Source organism: Embleya sp. NPDC001921, from assembly GCF_053594475.1.
On record NZ_JBSFEO010000034.1, the window covers coordinates 14,259 to 38,335 of the forward strand.

The 24,077-nt window shown below is 71.7% G+C and carries 12 protein-coding genes; 4 read left to right on the forward strand and 8 right to left on the reverse strand.

Annotated features, from left to right (window positions below):
- Window positions 1-4,557, forward strand: a complete 4,557-nt coding sequence (locus ACWCPW_RS33140) for an FtsK/SpoIIIE domain-containing protein (protein ID WP_449765256.1) — start codon at window positions 1-3, stop codon at window positions 4,555-4,557.
- Window positions 4,558-4,631: 74 nt separating this feature from the next.
- Here the strand turns inward: ACWCPW_RS33140 and ACWCPW_RS33145 are convergent, their stop codons facing one another.
- Genes ACWCPW_RS33145 through ACWCPW_RS33155 form a run of 3 tightly spaced genes read right to left on the reverse strand, consistent with a single transcriptional unit; the run spans window position 4,632 to window position 6,284 of the window.
- The gene (locus ACWCPW_RS33145) at window positions 4,632-4,958 is read right to left on the reverse strand and encodes a hypothetical protein (protein ID WP_395859347.1); all 327 of its coding nucleotides are present in this window, start codon (window positions 4,956-4,958) and stop codon (window positions 4,632-4,634) included.
- Window positions 4,959-5,009: 51 nt separating this feature from the next.
- Window positions 5,010-5,321, reverse strand: a complete 312-nt coding sequence (locus ACWCPW_RS33150; protein ID WP_395859348.1) for a hypothetical protein — start codon at window positions 5,319-5,321, stop codon at window positions 5,010-5,012.
- 51 nt (window positions 5,322-5,372) lie between these two features.
- The gene (locus ACWCPW_RS33155; protein ID WP_449765257.1) at window positions 5,373-6,284 is read right to left on the reverse strand and encodes a hypothetical protein; all 912 of its coding nucleotides are present in this window, start codon (window positions 6,282-6,284) and stop codon (window positions 5,373-5,375) included.
- 87 nt (window positions 6,285-6,371) lie between these two features.
- Here ACWCPW_RS33155 and ACWCPW_RS33160 point away from each other — a divergent pair, with 87 nt between their 5' ends.
- The 3 genes from ACWCPW_RS33160 to ACWCPW_RS33170 are packed head-to-tail and all read left to right on the forward strand — an operon-like array spanning window position 6,372 to window position 17,795.
- Window positions 6,372-14,045: a hypothetical protein gene (locus ACWCPW_RS33160; RefSeq protein ID WP_449765258.1), complete on the forward strand. Its 7,674-nt coding sequence runs from the start codon at window positions 6,372-6,374 to the stop codon at window positions 14,043-14,045.
- On the forward strand, window positions 14,042-16,624 hold the full coding sequence (locus ACWCPW_RS33165; protein ID WP_449765259.1) for a right-handed parallel beta-helix repeat-containing protein: 2,583 nt from the start codon (window positions 14,042-14,044) through the stop codon (window positions 16,622-16,624). The genes ACWCPW_RS33160 and ACWCPW_RS33165 overlap by 4 nt, the downstream gene beginning before the upstream one ends.
- Window positions 16,625-16,652: 28 nt before the next feature.
- A complete protein-coding gene (locus tag ACWCPW_RS33170) occupies window positions 16,653-17,795 on the forward strand; it encodes a hypothetical protein (RefSeq protein ID WP_449765260.1) in 1,143 nt (380 codons plus the stop codon).
- Window positions 17,796-17,874: 79 nt separating this feature from the next.
- Here the strand turns inward: ACWCPW_RS33170 and ACWCPW_RS33175 are convergent, their stop codons facing one another.
- The 5 genes from ACWCPW_RS33175 to ACWCPW_RS33195 all read right to left on the reverse strand — a co-directional run bounded on the left by ACWCPW_RS33175 (window position 17,875) and on the right by ACWCPW_RS33195 (window position 23,860).
- Entirely contained in the window at window positions 17,875-18,648 is a 774-nt protein-coding gene (locus ACWCPW_RS33175) for a sugar transferase (protein ID WP_449765261.1), read from the reverse strand.
- Window positions 18,649-18,737: 89 nt separating this feature from the next.
- Window positions 18,738-19,895, reverse strand: coding sequence for a glycosyltransferase (locus tag ACWCPW_RS33180; RefSeq protein WP_449765262.1), 1,158 nt, complete (start codon window positions 19,893-19,895; stop codon window positions 18,738-18,740).
- Entirely contained in the window at window positions 19,888-20,703 is an 816-nt protein-coding gene (locus tag ACWCPW_RS33185) for a polysaccharide deacetylase family protein (protein ID WP_449765263.1), read from the reverse strand. Before ACWCPW_RS33185 ends, ACWCPW_RS33180 begins: the two co-directional genes overlap by 8 nt.
- A complete protein-coding gene (locus ACWCPW_RS33190; RefSeq protein ID WP_449765264.1) occupies window positions 20,700-22,277 on the reverse strand; it encodes a GNAT family N-acetyltransferase in 1,578 nt (525 codons plus the stop codon). Before ACWCPW_RS33190 ends, ACWCPW_RS33185 begins: the two co-directional genes overlap by 4 nt.
- Window positions 22,277-23,860 carry a GNAT family N-acetyltransferase gene (locus ACWCPW_RS33195; RefSeq protein ID WP_449765265.1) on the reverse strand — a complete coding sequence of 528 codons (1,584 nt, stop codon included), beginning with the start codon at window positions 23,858-23,860 and terminating at the stop codon, window positions 22,277-22,279. Before ACWCPW_RS33195 ends, ACWCPW_RS33190 begins: the two co-directional genes overlap by 1 nt.
- Window positions 23,861-24,077: the final 217 nt, after the last annotated feature.

Genomic DNA, 24,077 nt, shown 5'->3' on the forward strand with positions numbered 1-24,077 from the left:
ATGCGACTGACCATCACCGTGTCCGAGCCCGCGCGGAGTCGGCGGGACTCGATCGTGATCGAGGCGGATTCCGGGACCACCGTCGGCGAACTCCTCGAACACCTCGCCGACACGCACGACTTGGGCGCGCCCGGCATGCCGTGTCGTGTCGCCGGCGCCGTGCTCGACCACGACGCCGGGTTGTCGGTGTGCGGCATCCGTGAGGGCAGCGAACTCACCCTCGGCCCGGTCTCCGCCGACCCGATGGACACGCGCCCCGACCCGGCGCTCGTCGAGGTGCACCTCGCGGCGGGCCCGGGCGCGGGAGTGATCTGGCCGTTGCCGATGGGCACTTACGACATCGGTGCCGATCCCGGGTGTGCGATCCGGATCGACGAGCCCGGCGTGCCGGCGCACGAGATCCGGGTCACCGTCGGGCCGTCCGGCACGGTCCGGGTCGCGGTGCCGACCGGCAGCGAGATCCGGCTCGGGCGGGTGTATCGGACCAAGGAGGACACGCCCGCGCGGCCGATCGACCCGAAGGACAAGGAGTTCGCGGACGAGCCGGCGCCGGATCCCGAACGGCCGATCGTCGGCGAGGTCGAGTGGGAGCTCGGGCTGGGCCTGACGGTGGGTCCGGTGTTGCTGCGCACGGCCGCGCCGTTCGACGCGGGCGCGGACATCGTGCCGTCGGCGGACGGCGCCGGGCTGGACTTCAACCGGCCGCCGCGGATCGTCGAGCCGGTCAAGGGCGGGCGGTTCCGGATCCCGACCCGGCCGCGCGGGAACTTCAGGCAGCCGTTCCCGATGTTGATCACGCTCGCGCCGATGTTGCTCGGCCTGGTCATGGTCAAGATCTTCCATTCGTACTTCTTCCTGATCTTCGCGATCTTCAGCCCGATCATGGCGCTGGCCAACTGGATCTCCTCGCGGCGCAGCGGGCGCAAGCAGTTCGTCAAGGACCTGGCCGCGTACCGGATCCGCAAGGCCGAGGTGCTCGCGGATGTCGCGGCGAGCACCGAGGTGGAGCGGCAGGGGCGGGTCGACGCGATCCCGGATCCGTCGGTGACCGGGCTGTTCGCGACCGGACCGGGGCAACGGCTGTGGGAGCGGCGGCGGGTGGACCCGGACCACCTCGTGTTGCGGGTGGGTACCTCGGCGCACACCTCGCTCAACGAGGTCGAGGATTCCGACTCGGAGTCGCTGGATCGGCGCGCGTATTGGACCGTGCCGGACGTGCCCACAGCGGTGGATCTGCCGCAGCAGGGGGTGCTCGGGGTGGCGGGGCCGAACGGGCCCGCGCTGCGGTTGGCGGGTTGGCTGGTCGCGCAGGCGGCGATCATGCACAGTCCCCGGGACGTCCAGGTGCGGTTGTTGACCGGTGCGGCCGGCGCCGAAGCGTGGGGGTGGTTGGCCTGGTTGCCGCACGCGCGCGGCACGGTGCGCGGCGGGCCCGAGGTGTTGATCGGCAGTGATCCGGAGACGATCGCGGCTCGTGTCGCCGAGTTGGTCCAGGTGGTGCGCGCGCGCAAGGCCGCGTCCGAGACGTTGCTGCGCAACGCGGTGTTCGCCGAGCCGGATGTGGTGCTGGTGGTGGACGGCGCGCGCCGGTTGCGCGAGATCCCGGGCATGACACAGGTGTTGCAGGAGGGCCCGCAGGTGCGGGTGTTCTCGATCTGTGTGGATTCCGAGGAGCGCTTCCTGCCCCAGGAGTGCACGGCGGTGATCAATGTGGACGACGCGTCGGCGGCGCACGGGCCGGTGGCCGCGGTGCGCCGGCACGGCGCGCCGACCGTGACCGACGTTCGGCCGGACCTGCCGACCGTCGGGTGGTGCGACGCGATCGCCCGGGCGCTGGCGCCGGTGCGCGATGTGACCTCGCCGGACGAGGGCGCGTTGCCGGATCAGGTGTTGTTGCCGCGGTTGTTGGCGCTGGATCCGCCGGACCCGGCCGTGATCGGCGAGCGGTGGCGGCGCCGGCCCGCGTCGACCCGGGTGGCGCTCGGCGTCGGCTACGACGGGCCGGTCTCCTTCGACCTGGTCCTGGACGGTCCGCACGCGCTGATCGCGGGCACCACCGGGTCCGGCAAGTCGGAGCTGTTGCAGTCGTTCGTGGCCGCGCTGGCGGCGGCGAACCGGCCGGACGAGCTGACCTTCGTGCTGGTGGACTACAAGGGCGGCAGCGCGTTCAAGGACTGCGTCGAACTCCCGCACACGCTCGGCATGGTGACCGATCTGGACGCCCAGCTCGTACATCGGGCGATGGCCTCGCTCGGTGCCGAACTCACGCGGCGTGAGCTGTTGTTGGCGATGGTCGGCGCGAAGGACCACGCGGAGTACCGGGGCAAGCGGTTGCGCGACGCGCAGTTGCCGGCGCTGCCGCGACTGCTGCTGATCGTGGACGAGTTCGCGACGCTGGTGCGCGAGGTGCCGGACTTCATCCCGGGTCTGGTCGGCATCGCCCAGCGCGGGCGTTCACTGGGCATCCACATGGTGCTCGCCACGCAGCGTCCGGCGGGGGTGATCACGGCCGACATCCGGGCCAACACGAACCTGCGGATCGCGCTGCGGGTGACCGACGCCGGCGAGAGCTCGGACGTGATCGACACCAAGGACGCGGTGGCCATCTCGTCGGCCACTCCGGGCCGGGCGTTGGCACGTACCTCGCACCACACGGTGATCCCGTTCCAGACCGCGTACGCGGGCACCGAGCGGATGGACGCCAAGGCCGCCCCGGAGCCGGTCCGCCCGCTCCCGGTCGCGCCGGAGGTGGTCCGGCCGCAGACCTCGGTGTTGTCCTGGAGTCGGTTGGGGCGCCCGCGTCCGCCCGCCGCCGAGCCGGAGGTGGAGCCGCAGCCGCAGCCGGGCGACGCCGAACCGACCACCGATCTCAAGGAGTTGGTCACCGCGATCTCGGCCGCGGCCGCGGTGCTGCCGGACTTCACCAAGCCGCCGAGCCCGTGGTTGGACCCGCTGCCGCATCGGGTGTTGCCGGACGAGCTGCCCGAACCCGCGCCCGCGGCCGACCGGGCGCCGGGTGCGCTGGAGCCGGTCGCGTGGGCGATGGAGGACGTGCCGCATCTGCAGGCGCGCAAGGCGGTGTTGCTGGATCCGAGCACGTTCGGGCATCTGTTCGTGGTCGGCGCGCCGCGTACCGGGCGCAGCCAGCTTTTGCGCACGATGGCGGCGGCGCTGGCCAAGAGGCACTCCTGCGGGGTCGTGCACATCCAGGCGATCGACGCGGGTGGTGGCGCGCTGGCCGCGCTGGCGGACCTGCCGCACTGCGGCACGGTGGTGCCGCGCAACGACCTGAGTCGGATCGACCGGCTGATCTCGCGGCTCGGCGAGGAGCTGAGCGTGCGTCAGGAGCTGTTGTCCCGACACGCGTGCGCGAGTCTGACCGAGTTGCGGGCGGGCGACGCGCGGGCGTGTCCGGCACATGTGTTCCTGCTGATCGACGGGTGGGACCCGCTGGCGCCGACGTTGTACGAGTACGACGACGGTCGGGTGATGAACGAGGTGGTGCGGTTGTTGCGCGAGGGCGCGGCGGCGGGCATCCACCTGGTGATGACCTCGGAACGGGCGTTGATCAACGGGCGGTTGTCCTCGGTCAACGACGACATGGTGCTGTTGCGGTTGGCCGATCGGGCCGAGTACTCGGGGGCGGGTGTGCCGCGTACCGCGATTCCCGGTTCGATGCCGCCCGGGCGGATCCTGGTGTCGGGGTCGTGGACCGAGGCGCAGGTGTGCCTGTTGGCTCCGGGCGAGAGCGGGCGCGAGCAGGTCGAGGCGCTGCGGCGGATCGCGGCGGACGCGCGCGAGCGGGACAAGGCGGTGGACGCGGCGCGCCGGCCGTTCGAGCTGGCCGCGTTGCCCACCTCGATCACCTTCGCCGAGGCATATGAGGCGGTGACGCCGGCGCAACGGCGGCCGCTGTGGGCGCTGTTGGGGATCGGCGGGGACGCGGTGAACGCGGTGGGTGCGGATTTCGGGGACGCGCAGCACACGTTCGCGGTGGTCGGGCCGCCCGGCAGTGGGCGCAGCAACACGCTCGCCACGATGGCGGTGTCGCTGTTGGCGAGCGGGACTCGGGTGGTGGCGATCACGCCGCGCGATTCGCCGCTGCGGCTGTTGCGCGCGCACCCGTTGGTGACGCTGGTCGAGGGCGCGGACTCGGACGGCTCGCGGACCACGGCCGCGGTCGAGGACCTGGCGGGGCCGGCGGTGGTGTTGATCGACGACGCGGATCTGTTGTCGGACATGGGGTCGATGGTCGGGTACGCGTTGCGCGAGGTGATCGGTTCGGGTCGCGACCGGGGCGTCGGGTTGGCGTACGCGGCCACCGCCGAGACGTTGTTGCAGTCGCTCAGCGGGTGGTTGGGCGATGTCCGGCGCAATCGGCAGGGCATCCTGCTGTCGCCGCAGTTGGGTGGGGAGGGTGATCTGATCGGCGCCCGGTTGCCCACCGAGCGGGTCCGTCAGCCGCTGCGGATCGGGCATGCCTGGATCCGGGACCGCAAGGGCTTCCTGGCTCCGGTGCTCGTGCCCGAGACGCACCTGCGCCCCACCGCCGAGTGATGGCGATGGGGCGCGGCGCGGATGGTCACGCGGTTCCCGGGAGCACCGCGGGGAATCCGGATTCGCGGGTCGGGTCAGGCATTGTGCGGAGCCGGCGGCGGGACGTCCTCGCCGTCCAGGCTCCGCAAATTGTTCACGACGACCTGGAAGGTGTCGCTGAACTGCTTGATCGAAACCATCGCCTTGTCGAGCGAGTTGGTCAGCTCGTCATAGGACTGGGTCATCTGCGGGCTGGTCTTCCGCAGATAAAGGCCACCGTCGGGGTTCAGCAACGTCGTCACGGTGGTCCGCAGACTCTTCAATGCCGTCTGCGTGTTGGCCGCGCTTTGCACCATGTCGTCGGAGACCAGTTGGACCTCCGCGATATTGACGTCGACATCCGTACCCAGGGGAGTGGTCATGTCAATCCGTTCCGAGGTGGAGGGGTGATGTTCAGGGATTGATCGATGTGCTCAAGCGGATTTCTGGAGAGCCGCCTTCATCGATTCGTCGAGCTTCCGTGCCGCCTCGACAATCTTGTCGAATTGACCGGAGAAAGTGCCGATCGTAAAGATTGCCTTTTCCAGGTCCGTGCTCAGGGTCTTGTATTTGGTGTTGAGTTCCTCGCTGCTGAGCTTGAGCCACAGGCCGGAACCGGGCTTGAGCAATCCGTCGACCTTTCCCTGGAGTCGGCGGATTTCCAGGACGGCGGCCTCGGATACCCGTGTCATTTCGAGTTGGGCGGTCCGCACCTGGTCGTAGGTGATCTTGAAGTCGCTGGGCATGGGAACTCCTTCGCCGGCATGTGGTGACGCTTTCGAAACAATTCGCGGGCGCTACATCTCGCGACGTCCGCCGCCGATCGGTGGACGGTGCGCCGGCGGGTCCTTGACGACCTTGGTCCACTCGGCCTTCGGGTCGTTGAGGTTCGGGGTGGTGTAGACCGTCGTGCCGTCCTTGTCGGTGACCGTCTTGGTGCCCCGCCCCGCACCGTCGACCGTGACCTTTTCCGTGGTCACCGAGCCGTCGCGGCCGGTGGTGACGGTGTCGTAGGCACCGCCCGCGCCGTACGTGGTGTGCTCGGTGTAGGTGCTGCCGTGGTCGGTGATGGTCACCGTCTGCTCGGTGACGTTGTAGTTCGCGTCGACCTTGACCGTGACCTCGGTCGTGACGCCGTTCTTGTCGGTGCTCGTGTAGTGCAGGGGCGGTTCGGCGCTCGGTTGCGGGGGTGCCGTCTCGCCTTCCTTGGGCTTTCCGTCCGGGTGGGTCGCGAGCCATTCCTCCCAGGTCTTCTTCTGTTCCAGCCAGCGATTCAGCGGATTACGTCCCGGTGTCGCGGCGAATTGCGCCGCGACCCCGTCGTCCCATGCCTCCGCGCCGTCCGCGACATAGCCGAGGAGTTTGGAAAGCGCCTCCAGACCGTCGACGGCCTTGCCCATCGGAAACGACCAGGCCGTGTAGAAGGAACCGAGCGGAGCGGCCACTCCACCGATGTCCTTCGCCGGAACGGTACCGTGCTGCCCGGGTACTCCGGAACCATAGGTGCGAAACTTCGACGCGTCGTCCCGGAAGGTATTGGCGAGCAGCGTCAACGCACTCGCCATTTTGCGAAGCTCGGTGTAATCCAGGGAGATATCGGGCAAAGGGAACTCCATTCGACGGCTCTTCGCGAGCTCGGCGGCCCGAACACTGGCGCCGCGTCTCATCATCGGACAAGATTGCCGGAGAATAAAGAGCCGCACCGACAACGGTCCCGATATCCGTGCCGCGCGAGTGCGACATCCATCACGCGAGCAGCGACATCCGACGCGTACGAACCGCCGCCCGGAGGGCCCATGCCACGCAATGTCGATGCCACGACGTTGAAAAAGCTGGGATACACGACGGACCCGACGCCGGGTGATCCGACCTCGATCACGGATGCCTCGCTATATCTGGCCGCGTTGACGAAGAAAGCCGGAGACGCCTCCACGAAACTCGCCGGCCTGGTCCAGGAGGGCGCGGGCGCGCCGTTGATGGGCGAGGCGGCCGGCGAGTTGCGCGCGCACGTCAAGGACCAGCTCAAGCTGTTCGTGGACAGGCTGGCCCAGGCCACACAGCTCGCGAGCACCGCGCTGGCCGGCTACTCGACGGACCTGCTCGCGGCCCAGGCGAAGGCCCAGGAGGCACTGAACGCGGCGGCCCCGCTGCCCGAGAACGACCCGGGTCTGGCGGCGGCCCGGGCGACCATGGCCACGGCGCGCACGATGTACCTGGAGGCGGTCGAGAAGGCGCGCAAGTCGCTGGCGTCGGCCACCGCGCTCAAGACCAGCCCTAAGACGGTGGCCGAGGAGTTCTGGGACTTCTTCAAGATCTTCACGATCGTGCTGACCGTGCTCGGCGTGCTGTTCGGCGGCCCGCTGGGCCTGTTGGCGTTCGGCGCCAACCTGGTCGTGCTGGGCAAGACCATCGCCGACTTCTCCCGGGGCAAGGCCACCGGCCTGGAGCTGTTCCTGAACATCCTGGGCGTGCTGTTCCCCTCCACCAAGGCGCTGCTGCCCGCGCTGCTCAGCGGCCTGAAGAACCTGCTGGTGGGGCTCGGCAAGGGCGCGGTCAACCTGTTCAAGGGTGCCGGCGACCTGCTGTCGCTGCTGAGCACCGGGCTCAAGGGATTCAACCTGGCGGGCTGGAAGTTCGCGCTCGCCTACGCGGGTCTGCTCACCGGCACGCTGCTCTTCAAGGGCGGCGCGCTGGTCGGCAAGCTGCTCGTGCTGCCGTTCAAGGCGATCGTATGGGTGGGCAAGACCGGTTGGGCGGTGGCCAAGAAGGGCTTCGGCGAACTCAAGGGCTGGGGCTCGCTGGGCATCATCCTGCCGGTGGCCGGTGACGAGATCGCCAAGCTGGGCCTGTCCCGGGCACTGAGGATCGGCTTCTGGGAGCGCGGTGTCCTGGGCAGCCAAAAGGACTTCGTCCGCGCGTCGCTGGGCGTGCCGCCGGCGGCGGCGGGCGGCGCGGGCAAGCTCGGCGGGCACACCCCCACCCTGGCCCCGCCCGGCGGGCCGATGGGCAAGGACCTGGCGCTGTTCAAGGGCCATCCGAACCTGTCCATCGGCGCTTTCGACCCGGGCGGCGTGGCGCGGGCGGGGAGTTCGTTCGACACCGCCGTGTTCGTCCCGGCGGCGAGCGGCCTGTACACCCCGCACTACGGACTCGGCGTGTACACCTTCGACCGCACCCTGCTCGGGCACGAGGGCCTGCAATCCCTGGGCACCACGGTCGGCCACGTGGGCACGCCGAACGTGCAGTGGAATTCGCTGCACGACGTGCTGAACCAGGCCGGCGGCATGTCCGCGCTGCGCGGCCTCGACATCGGCGCCGTGACGCCGCACACGATCGGCGGCGCGGTCGAGAGCAGCCAGTCGTTCGCCAAGAGTGCGATCGGGTTGGGCGACGACGTACGGATGACCCCGCTCCCGGAGATGCGCCGGCTCACCCACGGCGACACCACACTGACCACCGTCGGCACGGACCGCCTCGTGGCGACGGCCCCCGACCCGCTCGCGAACAAGGTCCCCGCGCCGACGACCACCACGCACGCCCCGAGCCCGTCCCACTCGGTGTCCGCGCCCGGCGCGCCGACGTCCACGCATCCGCCGACGGCACTCACCGAGGGGGCCGGCACCCGCCCGCTCGACGTACGTTCGACGTCGACCCTCGCGCCGCCCACGGCGCCGGTCGGCGGGGCCGCGCCCACGGTGGACGTGTTCGACCTGCTGGCACCCGCACCGGGCAAGGTCGGGTCGACGCCGGCGGCGCCGCCCGTCCCGCCCGCGGGGTCCGGCGGCCCGGGGGTGTCCGCGCTGCACCAGGACAAGGCGTTCAACCTGTTGGCCGGCGGTCCCCGGAACACCGACCACATCCCGGCCGCATCGGCCCGGTTCACCCCGGTCGACCTCGCGGGCGGCAACAGTGCCGGCGTTCGTCCGGACCTGGCGGGTGGTCGGGGCACGACGGACACCGTGTCGGCGCTCGTCGGCGAGCGCGTCCCGCTGCGCGCCGACCCGCCCCAGGTCGCTCCCGCGCCCGTACCGCCGCCCGCCGCGCCCTCGCACACCCTCGGTGGCGGGCGCGCGCCGCTCCCGCCGAACGCGCTGGCCCACCTGGGGGCCGCGCAGGACAACCTGGTCGCCAAGGTGCTCGACGACGTGGCCACGGGACCCGGTCCCGGCGGCAAGTCCACGCTCCCGCTCCCCGGTTCACGACTGGAGGCGTGGCACGACTACACCCGGGCCCGACACGCCTTCGATCGGGCCGCCGCGACCGAGCAGGCACTGCGCGCCGGGCAGTTCACCGGCGAGAGCAGCGGCGGCGTGGGGCGGGCCGAGCTGATGATCGCCACGGCTACCCGGGCCAACGCCGGACTCGCACTGGCGGACGCCGCGGCGGCGTTGAAGGCGTGGGGCGTGGACCCGGCGGTCGCGGCCCCCAAGGTCGCCGACGCCCTGGCCAAGCTGCCGGGCCTGCGCGGTGGCCTCCCGCCCGTGGAGCACGTCAACGACACCAGGCCCCGCGAGACGTACGCCTGGCCACGGCAGGATCGGGCCCCCGAGCCCCACGAGCGGGCAATCGCCAAGTTCGGCGGCCCGAACGCCGTGGACCACTTCGAGGTGCTGGGCCCGATGGGCCCCAACGGCACCCGCCCCCTCCTCGACGACGGCTACCTTCTTCCGGACGGCACCTATCAGGTCTTCGCGGGACCCCCCGGTGCCGGTTCGGACTTCCGGATCTGGGGGGACCTCGACGGCACCGTCCTCAAGGAGGGGCGACACCTTCCCGAGAGCGGCCGCTTCAAGGTCACCGAGGCGGGGTCCGAGGATTTCCAGGTCTGGGGCCCGCGCGGCGCCGACGGCATCCATCCCGTCCTCGCCGACGCACAGCACCTCGGCGACGGGAGGTTCCGGGTCTTCGACGGCCTGATGGACACCGCGCACACCTTCCGGATCTGGGAGCGGGGTTCGGGAACGGGCGACATCGTCTCCAACCATGTCGTGCGGGAGACCGCCCGCAGGTTGGACGACGGTACCTTCCAGGTCTTCGACGGCCCCAGGCTCGGCGAGACGGACTTCCGGATCCTGGGGCCGCGACAGGCGGACGGCGGCTACCCGCTCGTCGCGGACGCCCGGCGGCTCCCGGACGGCACCTACCACGTCTTCGACGGTGCCCGCGGCGACACGAAGGACTTCCGGATCTGGGGGCCGGCCGGCGCCGACGGCATCCATCCCGTGCTCGGGGACGCCCGCCGACTCCCCGACGGCACCTATCAGGTGCACGGCATGCCCAAGGGGGACACCGACCCCTTCCAGGTCTGGGGCCCGCGTGCCGCCGACAACAGCCACCCGGTCCTCGCCAGGGGCGAATACCGGCCCGCCACGGACGACTTCAAGGTCGTGAGCGAATCGGGCGAGGACTTCCGGATCTGGGGCCGACGCGGCGCGGACGGCGAACACCCCGTTCTCCACGACGCCTACGCACGCCCCGACGGCACCTACCGGGTCTACGACGGGCCACGCACCGACCCGACCCGGAACTTCCGGATCTGGGACCACCGGGGCGACGTGCTCAAGAGCGCGGAGTACCGGCCCGCGACGGGTGACTTCAAGGTCACCAACGCGCACGACGCGGACTTCGAGATCTGGGGTACACGGCACACGGCCGACGGCATGGACCCGGTACTCAGGCAGGGCCGGGCTCTGGGTGACGGCACGTTTCAGGTGTTCGACGCCCCGCGCACCGGGCCGACGCAGGGCTTCGAGGTCTGGGACGGGCACGGCACCACCGTCAAGCGCGGCGAATACCTGCCCGCCTCGGGCGACTTCAAGGTCACCAACGAATCGGGCCCCGACTTCCAGATCTGGGACCGAGACGGCGGCGTGCTCAGGAACGCCGAATACCGCCCCGCAGCGGACGACTTCAAGGTCACCAACCCGCACAGCGCCGACTTCGAGATCTGGGGCCGCGACGGCGGCGTGCACAGGAGCGCCGAATACCGGCCCGGCACGGCCGACTTCAAGGTCACCAACGCGCACAACGCCGACTTCGAGATCTGGGGGCCGCACACCGTCGACGGCACCCACCCGGTGCTCAGGCAGGCCCGCGCCCTCGGCGACGGGACCCACCAGGTGTTCGAGGCCCCCCGGACCGGTCCGACGCAGGGCTTCCAGATCTGGGACGCCCAAGGGGTCGTGCTCAAGAACGGCGCGCACATCCCGGGCAGGAACCTCTTCAGGGTCTCCGGCGTCGACGACACGGTCCGGGACTTCCAGATCTGGGGACCCCGCCAAGCCGACGGCACACACGCCGTCCTGGCCGACGCGCGCGAACTGGCCGACGGTCGGTTCCAGGTGTTCGACGGTCCGGCCGGCGTCGCGGGTCGCAACTTCGAGGTGTGGGCGAACGACGCCTTCAAGGTCGAGGGCAATGCCATCCGCGGCCGAAAGGTCACCCATGTCGGCGAATACCTGCCCGCCTCGGGCGAGTTCAGGGTGACCGACCGGATGCGCGGCATGTGGGAGAAGTGGGACAGCCCCGACCTGGTCGGCCACAGGCTGCTCGAATACCCGCTCGGCGGTCCGATCGCCGGCGCCACCCGCCGCATCGATCACGTCACCCTCACCTGGCAGGACATGCGCCCCGCGGGCGGCGCGGCCGGCCACGACCTGGGCTGGGAACACATGCCGTTCCGCAAGGGCACGGTGGAGAAGTGGCCCGCCGGCCCCGACGGCCGGGACAGCGGGATCCGTCGACTCGTCGACGGAGACGGCACGACCGTCTACACGCGCGATCCGTCCGGCGTCCACGACGGTCGCTGGATCGAGGGCTTCCGGGACCACGCGGGCAAGTGGACGTGGGTCGAGAAGACCGCCGCCCAATCCCCGATCGCCGCCGGCACGCGCTACGTCCGCTGGGACAACACCGCCTACGACGTGGTCGACGGCGTCTTCGAGCTCAACGCCCGTCACCTGTTCGGCGGCAAGGTGCGCGACTTCTTCCCGCAACTGGACGGCGGGATCCTGATCACCGAGAAGACCGGCTTCCGGGACTGGAATTGGCACAAGTGGGAGGCGAACGGCGCGCTGCAGGCCATGGGCGAACTGCGCTTCCGGTTCGATCCGAACTTCGGCTTCAAGGCTCGGGTCACCCACGTCAAGGGCGATGCCGGTGCCGCGATGCGGGACGTGGCCGACCGCGGGCTCGTCGCCTTCGAGCGATTCGCGCCGATGCGCGGCGGCCTGGGGAAGAAGTTCTTCTCCGCCCCCGACAAGGCGCGAAGCACCAGGCAGTACTCGTTCGAGCCGAGCACGCAGCCGACGGAGCAGTTCAAGCACTACATCGAGCGAAACTACGTCAACGAGGAGTCCGCGACCTTCTCGAAGTTCGGCGACCTCGAACTCAAGGCGCGCCGGATCTGGCAGCAGCGCTTCAACGTGCCGTTCTTCCCGGGCAAGCCGGACTTCCCCGGCGCCCTGTTCACCGGGGACGATCGGCTCTTCCGGCACTGGGAGGTCTCCTGGAAGGCCGCCGACGGGACGATCGAGCGTGCGGTGCGCTTCCAGCGCCTGGACGGCACGTGGCAGGACTTCAACCTGAACGGCGAACTGCTGCGCGAGAGCCGCGTGCTGCTGGACGGTCGCAAGATCGAGTTCACCGCCGACACTCCGGGCGGAGGCGGAACCTGGCGCGAGGTGGGTGGCACCGAGACAGGAGTACGCGAGTTCGGCGCGGATCGCCGCTGGGCCGACCACAGGACCGTTCCGGGGAGCGATCAGCGCGTCCTGGTGCGCGAAGTCGTCGACCGCAAGGGCACCGTCCGCGAGTACCAGGGCGATCTGGGCCCGTCCGGCCCCTGGGTGGACCGCAACCGGTTCGGCCAGATCGTCGAACGCCGCGACGCGCTCGACGGCGGCGGTTTCGTGCACGCCAGGATGGACGGCGGGCCCGACGGCCGCTTCACCTGGCAGCGGTTGGACGAGCACGGTGTGCCGCTGCCCGGCGCGGAGAACACCGGCTTCCGCACGACCAACCGCGGCGGCGCGCAGATGTGGGGCGAGGGCTTCGACGACGGGTTCAAGGACTTCCGCAGGATCGGTGACCGGGACGTCCTGGTATACGAGCACAAGTCGCTCGGCGACGGCCGGATCGCGGTGATCGAACGCGAAGCCGCGGACCGGTACACGACCACGGTCAGGACCCGCACCGGGGAGATCCAGCCGCATCCCGGCGGGCACCGGGTCAACCACGTCGACGCGGGTGGCAAGTACTGGCGCGACGAGATCGAGGTGGGCGGCGTCACCCACACCGTCCGCGAGGGTCGCGGCGACGCGATCCGCGAATATCGCATCGGCCCGGACGGCGTTCCGAACACCCGGCACTGGGACGACCTCCGCAACGGCACGAGGATCCGCTCGTTCGAGCCGATCACCCACCAGGGCACCGTGGTCGGCTACCTGGAGAAGGATCTCGCCTACCTCCAGCAGCGGTTGTACGACGCCGACGGCAACGTCGTGGTGCACCAGGGCTTCTCCACGAAGATCTTCGAGAAGATGCCGGCCGCCGACCCGGGCGTGCTCAACCGCATCAAGTCCTGGGCCCACCCGGACAAGCTCGGCGCCACCGGCGTCGACTCGCGGTTCAAGCTGGTCGGACGCGCCGTCGACCACCACGGCGCGTTGAACGAGTTCCGCGGCTACAACCGAGGCCTCGCGGACACCAACCGACGGCACTGGGGTGCGCCCGACGCGCTGCGCGGCACCAGGGAATGGACCTTCGAGCAGAAGGTGTGGACCAAGGTCGGCATGGAGTTCACCCAGGACTTCGGCCTCTCGGTGCTGGCCGGAGTCATCACCGAACTGATCAACGACGGGAACGTCTCCGGCACCGACTGGGGCCGGATCCTCCTCAACTCCGCGGTGTCCGCGAGCTTCGCCGGGCTGATGGCACGCCTGCACGAACTCAAGTTCCGGCCCGGCTCGTTCTCCCCCAAGCAGTTCAAGGACGGACTCACCGCGAACGACTTCGGCAAGCCGTTCAACACCAACCCCTACTTCGGCGACAACTGGAAGACCGACTGGGCCAACTTCGACACCGCGCTGCGCTGGCGATCGGGCCTGTACAAATTCGGCCTGGGCCTGGCGGTCAACCCGCTCGTCGCGTTCGTCAACGGCTCGATCAACGCTGCGGTGTTCGGCGACAAGAACGGCGTCAAGCACTCCGGCGTGGACGCGCTCGCCTACGGCGGCGTCGCGGCGCTCGGCTCGCTGGCCGGCGGTGCCATCGGTCCCGGCGCCCTCAAGTTCGGCGTGGACGCCTACCTGGCGGGCCGGTTCTGGCGCAAGTCCGGAATCCTGGACATCGGCATCAAGCTCGGCGAGAAGCTGATCGACGCGCAGCTCAACAAGCTCTTCCAGGGGTGGCTCGGGTTGAACGACAAGTACCTCCCGCACCCCACACCCGAGAACGGAACCAAGCCGTGAGTGTGTTCGGCAACCGCGGCGGTACCCGCGGCAATCGCGGCGACCGCGCCAACCGGGGCGCGGCAGCGCGCCGCACCATCGCCGACCTGGTCGACGCCGCCCCGGACGGCGGCCGGGTCCTGCTCGCGCCCGGCGAGTACCGCGAACACGTCGTCCTGGACCGCGCCGTGGTCCTGGTCGCCGAACAGGGCCCCGGGAGCGTACGCCTGACGGGTGCTCGGGACGTCGCGCTGACCGTGTGCGGCGGGTCCGGGGCGGGCGTCGAGGGCGTGGTGCTGATCGCCGCCGACGCGGACGCGCCCGCCGTACGCGTCACCGGCACCGCCGAGGTGGCCTTCGACGAGTGCCGCGTCATGGGCGGCCGGGTGGAGATCGCCGACGACGCCCGGGTCCGGCTGAGCGGCTGCCGAATATCCGGCGCCGGCGTGGCCGGCATTGCCGTGTCGGACCGCGCCCGGCTGGCGATGACCGGCTGCCGGGTGCTCTCCGTGGACGGGCCGGGCGTACTCGCGTCCGGCTCCGCCGACGTGGCCCTCGCGGACTCGGTGATCGTCGAGGCCGTGATCGGGCTGGAGGCGCGGGACGAGGCCGGCGTGCAGGTGCGCGGCTGCGCCTTCCTGCGCTGTGCGCGCAACGCGGTGCTCGCCGAGGACGAGGCGGCGGTCGGCCTGGACGTCTGCCGCTGTGCCGAGAGCGGCGAGGACGCGGTGCTCGTGCGCGGCGGCGCCAAGCTGACCATGCGCGGCACCGCGATCGAGCGCGCGGGCGCCTCCGGGCTGGCCGCGATCGGTCGGGCCCACGCGAGCGTGCTGGACTGCCAGATCGTCGCCTCCACGCTCAGCGGCGCGGTCGCCGACGAGGACTCCCGCCTGGACGTGATCGGCGGACTGATCCGTTCCACCGGCGCCAACGGCGTCTTCGCGCGCGGCCGGGCCCGGGTCGGCCTGGACGGGGTCGCCGTCGCGGACACCACGTTCACCGCCGTGCACCTGGACGAGCACGCCCTCGGCGAGCTCGCCGCGGTCGTCCTGGGCCCGACCCCCGAACACGGCCTGTGCCTCGCGGGCGCGGCCCGCGTCGGCGCGGACGGGGTACTGGTGCGCTCCGCCGAGATGACCGGCATGCACCTCGGCGGCATCGGCACCGCCCGGTTGACCGGGTGCGCGGCGCACCACTGCGGCACCGGACTGCGGATCGAGGAGGATCTCGACGCCGAGGTCGAGGACTGCGCGTTCACCGTCACCGGGCGGGCCGGGATCGAGGTGGGTCCGCGGGCCCGGCCCACGCTGCGCCGGGTCCGGGTGGCCCGGGCCGGGACCGCCGGGGTGGTCGTACACGAGGGCGCGACGCCCGTGTTCGAGGACTGCGCGGTGACCGACAGCGCGGGATCGGCGATGGTGGTGTGGACCGACGCGGCGCCGGTGGTCCGGGCCGGCTCGCTGACCGGCGCGGGCAAGAACGGCATCTTCCTCAAGGGCGGCGCCAAGGGCGAGTTCACCCACTGCGTGGTGGGCGGCTCGGCCTATCCGGCGGTGTACGTCGCCGCCGGAGCCGCACCGACCCTGCGCGACTGCTCCTTCCGGGACTGCCCGAGCGACGCGACGATCGAGGACCCGGACGACACCTCCGCGGTGTTCACCGACTGTGTGGCGCGCGGTGTGCCGGACACCGCGGTCTCCGGGCGCAGTTCGCCCGCGAGCGAGCCGCCCGCCGGCCAGGCGCCCGAGCCGGGCGACCCGGCCCCGGCGCCGGCGGATCTGACCACACTGCTCGCCGAGCTCGACGACCTGGTCGGGCTGGCCCGGGTCAAGCACGATGTGGCCACGCTGGTGCAGCTCATGCAACTGGTCCGCCGCCGTGAGGAGGCCGGGCTGACCCCGCCGCCGCTCAGCCGGCATCTGGTGTTCGCGGGCAACCCGGGCACCGGCAAGACCACGGTGGCCCGCCTGTACGGCCGGATCCTGGCCGCGCTGGGGATGTTGACGCGCGGTCACCTGGTGGAGGCCGATCGCGGCGCGTTGGTCGGCGAGTACGTCGGGCACACCGCGCCGCGCACCACGGCGGTGTTCCGCAAGGCGCTCGGCGGCGTGCTGTTCATCGACGAGGCGTACTCGCTCACCTCGGCGGGTGGGAGCGACTTCGGTCAGGAGGCCATCGCCACGCTGGTCAAGCTGATGGAGGATCACCGCGACGACGTGGTGGTGATCGTCGCGGGCTACCCGGACGAGATGCACCGCTTCATCGACTCCAACCCCGGCCTGGACTCGCGCTTCAACCGCACCGTGGTGTTCGAGGACTACACCTCCACCGACCTGGTCCGGATCGTCGAGCACCAGGCCGCGGCGTACGAGTACACCCTCGACGAGTCGGCCCGCGCGGGCCTGTTGGCCTACTTCGACTCGGTCCCGCGCGATCGGCGGTTCGGCAACGGGCGCTCCGCGCGGCAGGCCTTCCAGGAGATGACCGAGCGGCATGCCCGGCGGATCTCCGCGGTGGCCGAGGTGACCGCGGCGGACCTGGTCTCGCTGCGCGCGCCCGACCTTCCCGATCTCGTTCCGGCCGCGCCCGATCAGGCGTGAGCGGCCGAACCGACCCGAAAGGCACGACATGGCCGAACCCCCCAACCCCGAGCCCGACTTCGGGCACGCCTTCGCGCGCTCGGTGCGTACTCCCCGGCGGCCGCTGCGACCCGGCCGCCGGGTGTGGACGGTGGGCCTGGGCATGCCGGCGCTGGCGGCGGCCGGTCTGGCCGTGGTGACCATCGCCTCGGCGATCGAGTTCGGCGGTGACGACGGCGGTCACCGCAAGCCGGTCGCGCAGGCGGCACCGATGCAGGACAAGCCGGTGCAGGTGTCGCCGCCGAGCGCCTCGGCGCCGCCGCGGAACACCACGACCGCCGGGAGCGATACGGGCGTTCCGCCCGGCGACCTGGGCCCGGGCGGCTCCGGCGCACCCGGCGCGGGCACTCCCGGCGGCGGATCGGCGTACCCGCCCGACTACCCCACGGGCGGCAACGGTGCGGCCGGGTCCGGCAATTCGGGCGGTTCCGCCTCTTCGGGCGGCTCGACCGGCGCCTTCGGAAGCGGCGGCTCCACACCCGGCGCGCGCACTCCGCTCTCCGGTTCGCCCGGCGGCGGCACCGCTTCGAAACCCGGGAACACGCCCGGTGGTTCCACCCCGAAGCCGCCCGACCCGCCCCCCGCCCAGCCCGGCTCGCTCGCGCCCACGCAGACCTTCACCGGCATCTCGGGCTACGGCTGCGCGAACAGCGGCGCGAGCGGTTTCGCCGAGGTCGGCCGCTACAGCGACGGCTCCAAGGGCTGGTACACCGTGGGCAGCGGCGGCTGGAACAAGGACGGCTGCAACGGCAGATTCGACGCGGTGCCGATGTCCGGCGACAAGAACAGGGACGACACGAGCGCCCGGGTGTTGTGGTGGTTCGACGTCGGCTCGGCCACCCGGAGCTGCCGGCTCAGCGTGTACGTGCCCGCCGGCAACGGCCGGGACGTGGGCGGCAATCCCGCGCAGTACTACGTGCTGCGCGGCAAGGAGGACGACAAGACGGGTACCTGGTACGACAAGTTCACCGTCGACCAGGTCTCGAACAAGGGCCGTTGGGTCAGTCCCGGCACCTTCCCGGTGAGCAACGGCAGGATCGCCGTCAAGCTGGTCACCCGCGGCGTGGACTGGGGCGGCACCGCGGGCGCCCATCTGGCGGCCGGTCAGGTGCAGGCGAGCTGCACGGGCTGATCCGGGCCCGAACGCGGCGATGTCCGTGCCCGATCCCCACGATCGGGCACGGACATCCGTGCGCACCTCGGCTTCGGGCTCAGGAGACCTCTTCGGCCAGGGAGTCGCCCGCGGGCCGCTGCGGAGGCAACATCCGGGTCGGGTCGACCGGGGAGTGCGTGATCGGCGCGGTCCACACGATGGGTCTGGGCAGCGGGAAGGTCTCGCCGCGGTCGTGGCGGGTGCTCCCGAGGCGGTCCGCGGGCTCCCGGCCCGATTCCTCCGGGGGCAGCGCGGCCACCGGCACCGGGAAGCCCGGGTTGACCCCGCCGGCGGCGGTGATCCCGGTCGGGCGCAACAACACTCCGATGGTGCGCCACAGGATGATCAGGTCGACCCGGGCGCTGCGGTTGCGCACGTACCAGAGGTCGTATTCGATCCGCACCGGCCAACTGAGCGCGTTACGCCCCTGAACCTGGGCCCAGCCGGTGAGTCCGGGCCGCACGTCGAGCCGGCCGCGCTGGCGCCGCGTGTAGTGCACCACCTGGCTGGGCAGCGTCGGGCGGGGCCCGATGATCGCCATGTGTCCGCGCAACACGTTGATCAGTTGCGGGAGTTCGTCCAGGCTCGTGGTGCGCAGCAACTGTCCGGTGCGGGTGATGCGGGTCGCGTCGGGTTCGTCCGGAAATCGCGGGTCGTGCATCGTGCGGAACTTGAGGATCTCGAAGTCTCGGCCGTGCAGGCCGCTGCGTGTCTGGCGGAACAGGACCGGCCCACCCATGGTCGCGCGGATCATCGCGTGTATCGCGAGCAGGACCGGCCCCAATAGGACCAATGCCAGCACGGCCACGGTGATGTCGAACAGTCGTCGCATGCCATGCCCCTCCCCTGGTGTGGCGTTCGTTGTGGCGTCTTCCGGGCGTCGGCGGTGTCTCCCTCACCGGTCGTCGCCCGCTGTGTGCGTCAAGTCCAGCCCAGGCCCCGGCGCTTGGCCACGGCCCGGTAGGTGTCGATCGAGATGCCCGCGACCTTGCGTTGGTCGAACTCGGCCAACGCGCGGCGCCGGGCCGCGGCGCCGAGTTCGGCGCGCAGCCGCGGTTCGGTGATCAAACGGTCGATCGCGGCGGCCAGTGAGCGAGGGTCGCCGGGTGGTGCCAGGAGCAGGTGTTCGCCGTGGGTGCCGATCTCCCGGCAACCTCGGATGTCGCTGAGCACCATGGGCAGCGCGCAGGACGCGGCTTCCATGGCGGATCGCGAGAATCCCTCGCGGTGCGAGGGCAGCACGAACACGTCCAGCGCGTTGTACACGGCCGGCATGTCGGCGCGCGCGCCCGGGAACTCGACCTGTGACCCGTGCACGGCGCGGGACACCGCGTCGGCCTTGTCCGGGTCCTCCGGTCCGATCCACACGAATCGGGCCTTGCCCGCGAGCAGTCCGGCTGCTTCCACGTACTCGAGGATGCCCTTCTCGGCAACCTGCCGCCCGACTCCGCCTACCAGTAGTTCATCTTCGGCCACGTTCAGTGCGCGCCGAACGGCCGCGCGGGCCTGCGGATCGGGTCGAAAGCGGGCCAGGTCGGTGCCGTTGCCGACCACGCGCGAGCGCCATCCGGGCACGGCCCGACGCAGCGTGGCGTGGTCGGTGGCGTTCTGGTACAGCTCGGCGTGCGAGGCGCGGGCGGCGATGCCCTCGGTGCCGAGCACGAACGCGCGGCGGGCCCACGGGTCGCCGCGGCGGATCCACAGGCCGTGGCAGGTGTTGACCACCACCGGAACGCCGACTGCTCGGCCCAGGATCCGGCCGAGCACCCCGGTCTTGGGGTTGTGCGTGTGCAGCACGTCCAGGCGCAGCCGGCGCAGCGTGCGCACCAGTTCGGCGGCGGCCGCGGCGTCGCTGCGCGGACTCCAGGCACGGGTGAGCGAGTTCAGGGGTACGTGGGTGACGCCCAGTTCCTCGACCTCGGGGACGTAGGGGCCGGCTGCGCTGATCCCGAAGGTCTCGAAGCCGGCCGCGACGTCCTCCTCGAGTTCGGTGCGCAGGAGCAGGGCCAGGCTCATGTCGATGGTGGTCAGGTGCGCGACCCGCAGGGGTCGGCCGCCCGGACCGCGCGGCTCACGCATGCGCACCGGCCTTCTTGCCCAGGCCGACCACGGCCGCGTAGGCGCGTTCCTGGGCGAGCCGACCGCCGAGTTTGGCGCGGAAGAACGCGGGTGGGTCGGTGCGCCGGACCGGGACCCGGCGCAGCCGGATCGGGTCGCAGCCCGGGAGGTTGCGGCCGAGCACGCCGGTGGCGGCGCTGCGGAATCGGCAGCGCAGCGCGTGTTCCATGTCCGGGACGGCGATGCCCCACGGATAGGCGAAGTGCGCGGGCCGCATGCCGAGTCGGCGTTCGATGTCGTCCGAGGCGGTGTCGAGTTCGGTCGCGGTGAGCGCCTCGGGGCGGGCGTGGCTGTGCGTGTGGTTGCCGATCGTGGCCAGGCCGGAGTCGGCGAGTTCGGCCACCTGGTCCCAGCTCAGCGCGGGGGATCCGCCGCTGGTGCCGGTGGAGCCCTCCCAGCGCATCCGCTCGCCGATGCAGCCGGTGGCGAGGTAGAGGGTGAACGGTAGTGCCCGGCGCCGCAGTTCGGGCCAGGCGTTGGCGTACACGTCGGCGAAGCCGTCGTCGAAGGTGAGCACGATCGAGGGCGTGCGGTCTCCGGCCGCCAGCCGGTCCACGGCGGTGTCCAGCGAGACCACGTGCGCGCGCGGAAGCAGGTCGAGTTGGGCGCGGAACGCTTCGGCGGGCAGGTCGAGTTCGTCGCGGGTGCCGCCGCCGACCCGGTGGTAGATGAGCAGCGTCGCGCCGGGTGCCGGCTCGCGGGCGAGGGCGGTGGCGGCCAGGCCGCGTTTGAGCGTGGCGCGCACGCGGTCGCCGCTGATGGCGGTCATCGGGTGGTGCCCTTCGAGGTGAGCCGGGTGGGAGCGGTGCGGGCGAGCGGCCACGGGACCGGTTCGGGTTCCTGGCGGAGCGGGGTGCCGGGGGTGCCGGCGGGGTCGAGCACGTACAGGCGCAGGGTCTCGCCCAGGGCGGTGGCCACGCTGCGGGCCGCCTCGTCGGGGTGTCGCGGGTGCGGTCGCTCGCGGTCGGTGCCCAGGGCGGCGATCGTGTGCACGGTGCGGTCGGCGCCGAGGTGGACCAGGGTGTGCGGTTGTTCACCGACCAGCCACCACGTCTCGCCGCGGGCCCGCCCGGCGTCGACCACGTCGGTGCCCCGGTGGCCGCAGGCGAGCGCGATCGGGCGGTTGTCCTCGATGCCGGCCTCGTGTACCGGGTCAAGTTTGTGGCCGGCCTCGCCATGTGGATTGATCGCGGGCGCGATCACCGTCTCGGCGACCAGGGTCGGTTCGGGGCCGCCGGACTTGGCGCGACGGACCCGCAGGTGTTGTTCGACCGACATCCGGGTGGCCCGGGCGAAGCCGCGCGCGGGCAGTGTCGCGGCGAGCAGGGGCCGGTCGCGGACCGCCTCGATGTCCCACAACGCCGGGCGTTCGGGCGCCAGTCGCAACTTCTGCGGGGTGCGGGTGGGCATCAGGTCGACCAGGCGCGGGCCGCTGCCGGCGGGCCAGGGTTCGCTCAACACCCGCTCCTGGGCCTGCCATTGCACAACAGTGCCGATGCCGAGGGCGGCGAAGCGCTCGTCGTAGGCGGTGGAGTGCCAGGTGGCCACGTCGCCCAGGCGGAACCACAGGTGCATCGCGGCGGGTACGCCGTCCACCCGCAGGATGTACAGCCGGGCCCAGTCGTGGCGCGCGGCGCGGGCGATCAGGTCGCGTCGCGCGTCGGCCGCGGCGGCCTGGAGCGGGCCCTTCCAACTGCGGGCGAACAGGTCGGTGTAGATCGCGAATCCGGCGTCGAGGTCGCGCTCGTGCGCGCGTCCGACGCCGCCGATCTCGTCGACGGTCAGGTCCCAGTGCGCGCGGACCCGGGCGGCGAAGCGGTGCGCGTAGCGGTCGAAGCTGCGGAACCGGGCTTTGTGGCCGGCCCAGCCGCCTTCGACGCCGGCCAGCATGTCGCAGGCCTTCTCCCGGGCGGAGACGGTGTAGCCGCACGCGCGCAACCCGGCGATCAGCCGGTGGGTCTCCGGGTCCCGGCTGGGCATCCGGTGCAGGCGCAGTTCGCGGATGCCGGTGCGGGCGAGCGCGTCGGCGATCGAGTCGGCGCCGTGCGGTTCGTCGGGGTGTACGACCACGTGGCTGCGCGGCCGGCGGTGCGCGGAGAACACGCCCCAGCGGTCGGCGCCGATCCGCTCCAGCGGGAGCAGCGCGCGCGGCTGGTCGGCCTCGTCGAGCACGGACACCACGCGGATCTCGTCCAGCGGGTCGTGGTGGCCGTGCAGCGTGGAGGCGAACCACGCGTGGGTGTCGAACGGGTCGGCGTGTACGCCGCGCGCGGCCACGAGCCGGTCCCAGGACGCGGCGAACGCGGTGTCGATCTCCAGGGGGTGCATCGGACGGGCCCGCATCAGGCCCCCTCGGCACGGCTGAGCGCGCCGCGCGCGCGTGCGCTCGCGATGGCGGACACGGCGGCGGCCGAGGGCGTGGCGGACCCGATCGTGGGCGGTCCCCACGCGCGGGGCCAGCGCAGGCGCGGGTCGCGCACGGGCACCGCGTCCAGGTAGCGGACGGGCGACGCGAGCAGGTCGGCCAGCATCAGCGCGATCGCCTCCAGGGTGTAGGTCGGGTCGTAGCGAACGACCTCGCGCAGGGTGGGCACGACTTCGCCGGTGTCGACCCGGGCCACCGCCAGCGGAGCGGCGCCGATCCGGTACCAGCGGTCGTGCGGGCCCCATTCGGCGCGCATCTCCTGCGGGCCCCTGCGGGCGCAGGCCACGGTGAGCAGTCGCAGCGTGGGCTGGTCCAGCGTCAGTTCCGGACTGGGCAGGGCCGGTACCTCGGTGGCGGGTCTCGCCTCGAGCCGGCGGGGGATGCCCAAGGAGCCGAGTTCGCTCGCGCTCGCCCGGGCGCGCAGGCCGCGGACCCGGGCCCGGGCGGCGATCGGCACCGCGCGCTGCACCTCGCGGGCGCCGCGCAGCAGCGGCAACACCCGGCGCGGTACCCGGGCCGCGCACACGTCCAGCAGCGGGGGCCGTTCGGTGCTGATCCGGTCCTTGAGCGGGCTGGCTCCGGGCAGCAGGTCGATCAGGGTCAATCCGCCCTCCGCGAAAGCCAGTTCCTGGGCGCGCCAGTGCACCACGTTGCCCGGTGAGAGCATCGCGGCGGCCGGGTCGTAGGCGACGGTGTGCCAGTGCACGACCGGGCCGATCCGTACGCCCAGACAGGACGCGATCGCGCGGTCGTCGGCGTAGAGCACGTACAGCCGGGCCATGCCGCGCGCGTCGAGCGCGTGGGTGAGCAGTCGGCGGCGTTCGGGTGAGGCGCCGAGCCGGCCCTTCCAGCTCAGGTCGAACAGTTCCTCGTGGTCGGCCAGGCCGGCCGTGAGCGGCGGGGTGCCGGGTGCGCCGAACGCGGAGACCCGCAACTTCCACAGTTGTCCGGCCCGGCGGGTGGTCTGCCCGACCGCGCTGTCGAAGCCTCGGTGGCGGGCCCGGTAGGCGGACCATCCGTCGGTGGTGGTCTCGATCATGTCGGTCATCCGTTCGCGCACGTCCACCGCGTAGCCCGCCTCGCGCAGCGCGTCCAGCAGGGCGTGCGTGGCGGGGTCGCGGCCGGCCATCCGGTACAGCGTCAGTTCCCGGATCCCGCCGCGTCGCAGTTCCGCCGCGAGTTCGTGGAGCACGGCCGGTTCCGGATCGGTGGTGCCGATGACGACACGTGTCCGCTCGCGTTGGCCGCGCCCGAGTTCGTGCGCGCGGCCGGTCGAGTCCAACTCCAGCGGCAGCAGGGCAAGCGGGTGGTCTCCGTCGAACACGCCCGGTATGCGCACGTGTTCGGCCCGCTGCGGACGGCTCGCCAGCCACGACGACGTCCAGGCGTGGGTGTCGAAGACGTCTGCCTGGACCCCCCGCCCGACCACCAATTCGTCCCACGCACGTGCGAGATCGACATCGATCTCCTCGGCGCGCAGGGTCGATGCACGATTGACCATCGCCCGGCCCCCACCTCGCGGTCCCGATGTGAGCAGCATCGGAACGTTTGTGCCCGACCGGCGTCCCCCGCCCCCACACGGTTGGGACACGAGTCGCCCGCCGACCAGATTAGGCCGGATGGGTCACGCGTGAAGGGTGTTTCGCAATCCGTCCACGAGTCGTGCGTGATGTTCCCCGATATCCGGCGTCCGTGGTCTTGCCCGGATGTGACCGACG

Coding starts and splice junctions, on each gene's coding strand:
- ACWCPW_RS33140 (WP_449765256.1), top strand. CDS start 1: ATGCGACTGACCATCACCGTGTCCGAGCCCGCGCGGAGTCGGCGGGAC.
- ACWCPW_RS33145 (WP_395859347.1), bottom strand. CDS start 4,958: ATGACCACTCCCCTGGGTACGGATGTCGACGTCAATATCGCGGAGGTC.
- ACWCPW_RS33150 (WP_395859348.1), bottom strand. CDS start 5,321: ATGCCCAGCGACTTCAAGATCACCTACGACCAGGTGCGGACCGCCCAA.
- ACWCPW_RS33160 (WP_449765258.1), top strand. CDS start 6,372: ATGCCACGCAATGTCGATGCCACGACGTTGAAAAAGCTGGGATACACG.
- ACWCPW_RS33170 (WP_449765260.1), top strand. CDS start 16,653: ATGGCCGAACCCCCCAACCCCGAGCCCGACTTCGGGCACGCCTTCGCG.
- ACWCPW_RS33175 (WP_449765261.1), bottom strand. CDS start 18,648: ATGCGACGACTGTTCGACATCACCGTGGCCGTGCTGGCATTGGTCCTA.
- ACWCPW_RS33180 (WP_449765262.1), bottom strand. CDS start 19,895: ATGCGTGAGCCGCGCGGTCCGGGCGGCCGACCCCTGCGGGTCGCGCAC.
- ACWCPW_RS33185 (WP_449765263.1), bottom strand. CDS start 20,703: ATGACCGCCATCAGCGGCGACCGCGTGCGCGCCACGCTCAAACGCGGC.
- ACWCPW_RS33190 (WP_449765264.1), bottom strand. CDS start 22,277: ATGCGGGCCCGTCCGATGCACCCCCTGGAGATCGACACCGCGTTCGCC.
- ACWCPW_RS33195 (WP_449765265.1), bottom strand. CDS start 23,860: ATGGTCAATCGTGCATCGACCCTGCGCGCCGAGGAGATCGATGTCGAT.